This window comes from Terriglobales bacterium, assembly GCA_035454605.1.
Classification (GTDB): Bacteria; Acidobacteriota; Terriglobia; order Terriglobales; family Acidobacteriaceae; genus DATMAB01.
In genome coordinates, this window is sequence record DATIGQ010000156.1 from 1 (window position 1) to 6665 (window position 6665).

Here is a 6665-nt window from a genome sequence, read left to right on the forward strand (position 1 = left end):
TCACAGCAGATTCCCGGGTTGTGTTTCGGGCTGACCCTCCATCAGACGAGATAGACGAAGGTGAGAACGGTCCTTACTGCGTGGTAAAGGAGACGACCTTTCTGATCGATCCAGCCACGGGGAAGATCGGGCCGTTGCCTAAGGACTTCCTGGTGACTAAGTATGGGCGCTGGTTATCGAGGTGAAATTCGGGTTCATCCGCGCGAACCCGCGGCTAGGGTTCTTGCCGGGTGGCGCCGACCTCGGCGATGACTTCCTTGAGCACGGGGGCGCCGTTCTCGTAGGCGACGCGGACCAGGCGGGTGCGGTACTTGTAGTTGCGCAGGACGGCGGAGGCGACTTCGAACTCGCGGAACGAGCCCACCATCCCCCATTGTCCCTTCTTCTGGGCCCACAGCTCGTACTGGTGGGAATTCGACATCAGTGGTCAGTTGTCAGTTGTCGGTAAGGGCGAAGCGAAGGGAGAGCATACGGTGAGCGGGTGTGGAAAGTCTAGAGTTCGTTGGTGTCGGGCCTACGGCCCGGGACATTTGTCCTTTGGTCACCCAGCACTGCCGTGCTGGGCTAACGAATGGCCTCCCTGACGGGAGTTGAACTCGCGCCCACCACTATTCTTCTTCTTCCTTAATCTCGCCGCGCTCGGCCTTGGCCTGGGTGATGATCTTTTCCTGGAGCTGGGCGGGAACGACGTCGTAGTGGTCCATCTCCATGGTGAAGGAGCCGCGGCCCTGGGTCATGGAAGTGAGATCGGTGCCGTAGGTGAGCATTTCGGCCATGGGGCACTCGGCGCGGACGATGGTCTTGCCGGATTTGTTGTCCATGCCCTGGATGCGGCCGCGGCGCGAGTTGAGGTCGCCCATGATGGAGCCGGCGAACTCGTCGGGCACGGTGATCTCGACCTTCATGATGGGTTCGAGCAGCGTGGGCTTGGCCTGCTCCATGGCCTTGCGGAAGGCCAGGCGGCCGGCAACCTTGAAGGAAAGCTCGTTGGAATCGACGTCGTGGTAGGAGCCGTCGTAGAGGATGACGCGGAAATCCACCACCGGGAAACCGGCGAGGTAGCCGCGCTCGGCCGCTTCGACGATGCCCTTCTCGACGGCAGGAATGAAGTTCTTGGGGATGGCGCCGCCGAAAATCTCGTTGACGAACTCGAACTTGCCGCCGCGGGGCAGGGGCTCCATCTTGATCTTGCAGTCGCCGAACTGGCCGTGCCCACCGGTCTGCTTCTTGTGGCGGCCGTGGGCGTCGGCCTTGGCGCGAATGGTCTCGCGGTAGGGCACCTTGGGCGCCTTCAGGTTGACCTCGGTGTGGTAACGCTTCTTGAGCTTGGCGACGATGACCTCGACGTGCTGCTGACCGGCGCCGGCCAGCAGGAACTCCTTGGTCTGGGGGTCGCGGAAGAAGCGCATCATCAGGTCTTCTTCCTGCAGCTTGTGGATGCCGGTGGAGAGCTTGTCTTCGTCGGCGCGGCTCTTGGGCTCGATGGCGAAAGTGACGGCGGGCTCGGGCAGCGAAACCTTGGGGTACTGGATGGGATGGGTCTTGTCGCCCAAGGTGTCGAAGGTGAAGGTGTCGCGCAGCTTGGCGACGGCGCCGACGTCGCCGGCGTGCAGCGAGGCGATGGCCTTGGCCTCTTTGCCCTGCATCACTGAGATGTGCGCCATCTTCTCACTGGAGTTGCGGGTGAAGTTCTGCACCGTGGCTTCGGACTGAAGCACGCCCGAGACAATCTTGAAATAGGTGATGCGACCGGCGAAGGGGTCGGCGAGCGTCTTGAAGACTGCGAACGAGAGCGGCTCGGAGTCGGCCATCTTGCGGGTGGCGGGCTCGCCGTTGCCGCTCGAGACCGCGGATTGCACGGGCGGGCGCTCGGCGGGCGAAGGCAGATAGTCGGCGACGAAGTCGAGGATGCGGTCGGTGCCGACGTTGCCGAGGCCGGAAGCGAATAGGACGGGGACGATGCGGCGTTCGCGGATAGCGTCGTGCAGGCCGCCGGTGAGATGCTCGTCGGAAATGGTGCCCTTGTCGAAGAATTCCTCGAGCAGCGCGTCGTTGCCTTCGGCGATCAACTCCACCAGCTTTTCGTGCGCGGCTTTGGCGGCCTCCGCCATGGCGGCGGGGATGTCACCCTCTTTCCCTTTGCCGTTGCCGCCCAGTTCGTAGGTGTAGGCCTTCATGCGGACCAGGTCCACGACGCCGGAGAGACTTTTCTCGCTGCCGATGGGAAGCTGCACGGGAACGACGGCGCGCCCGAACGCGGTGGTGAGCGATTCGAGGACGCGGGTGGAATCGGCGCGCTCGCGATCCATGCGCGTGGCCACGATGGCGCGCGGCAGACCGAACTCCTCGGTGTAGGCCCAGACACGCTCGGTGACCACCTCAACCCCGGCCACGCCATCCACGACGACCAGGGCGGATTCGGCGGGCAGGGCGAGGGCGATCTTGGCCTCGTGCACGAACATGTTGAAGCCGGGCGTGTCCAGCAGGTTGAGCTTGGCGCCGTTCCACTCGGCGTAGGCCACGCCGGTGGAGATGGACATCCGGCGGGCGGTCTCCTCTTCGTCGTGGTCGGTGACGGTGGAGCCGTCATCCACGCGGCCGAGACGCTGGGTGGAGCCGGCGGTGTACAGCATGGCAGCCACCAGCGAGGTCTTGCCGGCGTGCGAGTGTCCCACCACGGCCAGATTGCGCAGGTTGGCGGTTTCGTAGACCTTCACGAACTGCTCCTTTTTCGGCCATCCCTTGGATTGTGGTGCACTTGGGCTGGCAGGAGGCCGCGTCCTACAAGCCCGCGGCCGGAGGGTTATGGAAACGACGATGCTAACACACGGGAAAAATACCGCTCAACCCAGGACAATCCGGCGGCGCGGCCGGTTCGTACTGAGTAGGAATCCGGATTCCGGAGGGAGGCGATTCCATGCTCAAGAGATCCGTAACACTCGCGCTGTGCGTGCTGCTGGCAAGTTCGACGATGGCGGTGGCGGCGCCACAGCAGAAAACCGAATCGTTGTACAAACGCCTGGGCGGCTACGACGCCCTGGCGGCCGTGACCGACGACTTTCTCAACCGGCTGGCCACCGACCCGCAGATGGGCCGCTTCTTCCAGGGGCTGAGCACCAGCTCGGTGATCAAGACGCGGCAGCACATCGTGGACTTCCTGTGCCAGGCCACCGGCGGGCCGTGCGCCTACCACGGCCGCGACATGAAGACCGCGCACGCCGGCCTGAAGATCAGCAAAGCCGACTGGGATCTGTCGGTGAAGCTGCTGACGGCGACGCTGGACAAATTCCAGGTGCCAGCCAAAGAAAAGGGCGAAGTGCTGGCGGCAGTCGGCGGGCTGGAGAAGGACATCGTGGAGATGAAGTAGGCGGGTTCGTGACGTGGCGGCGCGGGCAGGATGCCCGCGCGACCGCCCGCCGCGGCGGGCGCTACTATGACGCCGTGTCCGGGACGCGCCGGACTGCGAACGCCGTGGTCCGGCGTAACCTTTTTGGCGGGAAGCAATCTGCTTTGGAGTAAACTCTTTTCTTCGGGTGAGCGTGTGCGACGGCTGACGGCCATCCTGCTATTCGTGCCCGTGGCGCTGGTGCTGCTGGCGCCTCCGGCTGCGCCCGCCAACACCCAGGCGGCACCGGAGCCGGGAATGGCCGGCCCCGGATGTCCGCACGAGCAAGAGTCCCACCAGCCCAGCCAGCCGAACCGTTCCGAACACTGCTGCCATGTCTGCTGCGTTTCCCTGGCAGTGGGAACGATAGAGCCCGCGCTGCAGCTAGCCGGGTCACTGCTTCTCGAAGAACCTCTCCACGTGGGTATTCCGGCCACGCCTCCCGCCGAGCCGGAGACCCGCTTGCTCTCCGAACGCGGACCTCCCCCAACTTCCTCCTGCTGAAATCCAAGACCTGAGCTGGTTCTAAGGAGGAAGCATGCGCCGGTGTTTCGGGCGATGCTGCGTCATCGCCTTTCTGCTTTGCTGCACGGAAGGGTTCGCGCACGACAGTGAACCGATCAACACGGAATTTGCAGCGCCCTTTGCCCGCGGCAGCGGAAACCTGCAGTTCGGGGCGCAGTATTTCCGCGACGAGCCGGTGTATGACGTGGTCCCGGTGGAATTCGAATGGGGCTTTGCGCCACGCATGCAGCTCTCCGTCGCCACTCCCCTGACGCGGCGGGATGAGGACGGCCGCACCGACATCCGACCGGGAAATGTCGAGATCGCCTACCGTTATCTTCTGGCGGGCGGAAGCCACCGCAAGTTTGCCGTATCCATCAATCCCGAGGCCACGCTGCCGACGGGCGACAAGCGGGTGGCGGAGCGGGCCTACGAACTGGGCGCAGCCATTCACATCGACACCCACCTGCTGCGGCGGCTGTGGACCCACACCAACCTGGGCTACGAGACACCGGTGGCGCGCTTCGAAGAGAAAGAGAAGACGTTTTTCTACCGTTTCGCGGCCATGTTTCACGCGTCGAAGCGGATGCAGCCGGTGCTGGAAGTGGTGGGTGATCGCGAGTTCCACGAAGGAGTGACGCGGCTGGCCATCGTGCCGGAGGTGATCCTGACGCCAAACCACAACTGGGAGATCAAGGCGGGGGTGCCGCTGGGAGTGACCCAGGCCACGCCCGGAGTGGGGCTACAGGTCCAGGTCACGTGGAAGTTCGGGAAGCACGACGCGCGCCAATGAAGGCCTCGGGCGCCGGGCCGAGGTGACCTGACGCCGCCCGCATGCATCCATTAGTTTCATTACCACGTTGCTCCAGGGAGTGGTAGCAGGCTTGCTTTCTTGGTGTACAGTGTCCGGGAAGGAAGGAGGAATGGTTCTTGTGAAGATTCAGATCAACAGCGACAGCAGTGTTTCCGTCGATGAAGAATTATCACGAAGTGTGAAAGCTGAAGTGGGAAATGGGTTGAGCCGATTTGAGCAGCGGATCACGCGTGTGGAGGTTCACCTGAGCGATGTGAATGGTCCCAAGTTCGGCACCCGCGATCTGCGCTGCCTGATCGAAGCTCGCCCTGCCAACCACGAACCTGTTACCGCGTCCAATCAGGCCGCTACGCTCGATGAGGCCGTAAGAGGGGCGACGGGGCAGTTGCACCGACTACTGGAAACCCTCTTTGGGCGAATGGAAGACAAAACTTGAAATCTCTCATGCAAGACGACCTGGCCTTTCTCTTGGCAGAGCACGAGTCTCCGTGCCTGTCGCTCTATCAGCCAACGCACCGGCACCACCCGGAGAATCTGCAAGATCCCATACGCTATCGGAACCTGCTCAAGGCTCTCGAAGCATCCTTGCGTCAACACTCGGCCAGGGAGGTTGACCAGCTGCTCGCTCCATTTCAGGAACTGGCCCATGATACGCAATTCTGGAATCACACCGCCGATGGTCTGGCAGTGTTGGGCTCTCCGGGTGTGTTCCGGGTATTCACCCTCCAACGACCGGTAGGGGAGCTGGCTGTCGTGGCGAATAGCTTTCACGTGAAACCACTGCTGCGAATCCTGCAGTCCGCCGGGCGCTATCAGGTGCTATGCCTGAACCGGCAGGAGATTAAGCTCTTCGAGGGCGATTTTTCCGTCCTTGGCGAGGTGGCGTTGGCTGCGGGAGTTCCCCGTACCATCACGGACGCGCTGGGGGAGGAACTGACGGAGCTCCATCAGACCGTTGCATCCTACGGCGGAACCGCTCTGGGCTCGAACATGCGGCACGCTCACGGTTCGAAGAAAGACGCGTTGGAAATCGACGATGAACGATTCTTCCGCGCCGTTGACCGGGCAATTCTAGAGCATCATTCCACTCCGTCCGGCCTGCCTCTGATTCTGGCCTCACTTAGGCAGTACCAAACGCCATTCCGCCAAGTCAGCCACAACCCGTTTCTGCTGCCCAAGGGAATTGAGATCGACCCTGCTTCACTCGGTATCGAGCAGTTGCGGGAACGAACGTGGGAGATCATCGAGCCGCAGCTTCGCACTCGTCTGAGAGATCTGGCGGCGCAATTTGAAGAGGCTAAAGCGAAGGGACTGGGATCGGACGACCTGGGAACGATCGCTGAGGCTGCCGTTCACGGCCGGGTTGGATCGCTGCTGGTGGAAGCGGAGCGGCAGGTTCCCGGACGGGTTGACCCGGAGACTGGTCGCGTTACTCTCAATGATCTCAAAGATCCGCAAGTCGATGACCTGCTTGACGACCTGGCGGAGTTGGCATTGAAGAATGGTGGAGAAGTCGTGGTGGCTCCGGCCGCAAGCATGCCGGCCGCGACCGGGGCGGCTGCAACTTTCCGCTTTTGAAGGCGTTCAGATCTCACAGTTGAGTAGAATTCATCCTGCCGAACGTGGATCCTCGTTAGTATAAAGGGGTGTGGGCGAAGCGTTGCCTGCGCCAAATCCTGAGAGGTCGAGAGGCATGGTTCCGAAGCAACGGCTCGTAGTTTTCATCCTGACCCTGACGCTGGCGGTGGCCGCGGCGGCGCAACAAGCCACGGTGACGCCGGTGAGTGCGGCGCTGAAGCCGCCCAAGGGGTCAAAAGTCGCCATTGTCGTATTTGAAGACCTGCAGTGCCCGGACTGCCGGCGGGCGGCACCGCTCTTGACGGAGGCGGCGCGGGTGTACAAGATCCCCCTGGTGCGCTACGACTTTCCGCTGCCTATGCACAACTGGAGCTTCGAAGCGCA

8 protein-coding genes are annotated in these 6665 nt (G+C 62.6%); 6 read left to right on the forward strand and 2 right to left on the reverse strand.

Annotated features, from left to right (window positions below; all coding sequences use genetic code 11):
• Positions 1-214: 214 nt before the first annotated feature.
• The gene (locus VLE48_11255; GenBank protein HSA93579.1) at positions 215-421 is read right to left on the reverse strand and encodes a hypothetical protein; all 207 of its coding nucleotides are present in this window, start codon (positions 419-421) and stop codon (positions 215-217) included.
• Positions 422-608: 187 nt separating this feature from the next.
• Positions 609-2717, reverse strand: a complete 2109-nt coding sequence (fusA, locus tag VLE48_11260) for an elongation factor G (GenBank protein HSA93580.1) — start codon at positions 2715-2717, stop codon at positions 609-611.
• A 200-nt stretch (positions 2718-2917) separates the two neighbouring features.
• On the opposite strand from fusA, the gene VLE48_11265 reads away from it, so the two are divergent.
• The 6 genes from VLE48_11265 to VLE48_11290 all read left to right on the forward strand — a co-directional run.
• Positions 2918-3367, forward strand: a complete 450-nt coding sequence (locus tag VLE48_11265; GenBank protein ID HSA93581.1) for a group 1 truncated hemoglobin — start codon at positions 2918-2920, stop codon at positions 3365-3367.
• A gap of 174 nt (positions 3368-3541) precedes the next feature.
• Positions 3542-3889: a hypothetical protein gene (locus VLE48_11270; GenBank protein HSA93582.1), complete on the forward strand. Its 348-nt coding sequence runs from the start codon at positions 3542-3544 to the stop codon at positions 3887-3889.
• A gap of 34 nt (positions 3890-3923) precedes the next feature.
• A complete protein-coding gene (locus VLE48_11275; GenBank protein HSA93583.1) occupies positions 3924-4682 on the forward strand; it encodes a hypothetical protein in 759 nt (252 codons plus the stop codon).
• A 130-nt stretch (positions 4683-4812) separates the two neighbouring features.
• The gene (locus VLE48_11280) at positions 4813-5139 is read left to right on the forward strand and encodes an HPF/RaiA family ribosome-associated protein (protein ID HSA93584.1); all 327 of its coding nucleotides are present in this window, start codon (positions 4813-4815) and stop codon (positions 5137-5139) included.
• 8 nt (positions 5140-5147) lie between these two features.
• On the forward strand, positions 5148-6281 hold the full coding sequence (locus tag VLE48_11285) for a hypothetical protein (GenBank protein HSA93585.1): 1134 nt from the start codon (positions 5148-5150) through the stop codon (positions 6279-6281).
• A gap of 115 nt (positions 6282-6396) precedes the next feature.
• Positions 6397-6665 (forward strand): hypothetical protein (locus VLE48_11290; protein HSA93586.1); only part of this gene is annotated, 269 nt, incomplete at its 3' end.

Bases quoted from the DNA above. Each gene is read 5' to 3' on its own strand.
- VLE48_11255 (HSA93579.1), bottom strand. From the start codon at position 421: ATGTCGAATTCCCACCAGTACGAGCTGTGGGCCCAGAAGAAGGGACAA.
- VLE48_11265 (HSA93581.1), top strand. From the start codon at position 2,918: ATGCTCAAGAGATCCGTAACACTCGCGCTGTGCGTGCTGCTGGCAAGT.
- VLE48_11275 (HSA93583.1), top strand. From the start codon at position 3,924: ATGCGCCGGTGTTTCGGGCGATGCTGCGTCATCGCCTTTCTGCTTTGC.
- VLE48_11280 (HSA93584.1), top strand. From the start codon at position 4,813: ATGGTTCTTGTGAAGATTCAGATCAACAGCGACAGCAGTGTTTCCGTC.
- VLE48_11285 (HSA93585.1), top strand. From the start codon at position 5,148: ATGCAAGACGACCTGGCCTTTCTCTTGGCAGAGCACGAGTCTCCGTGC.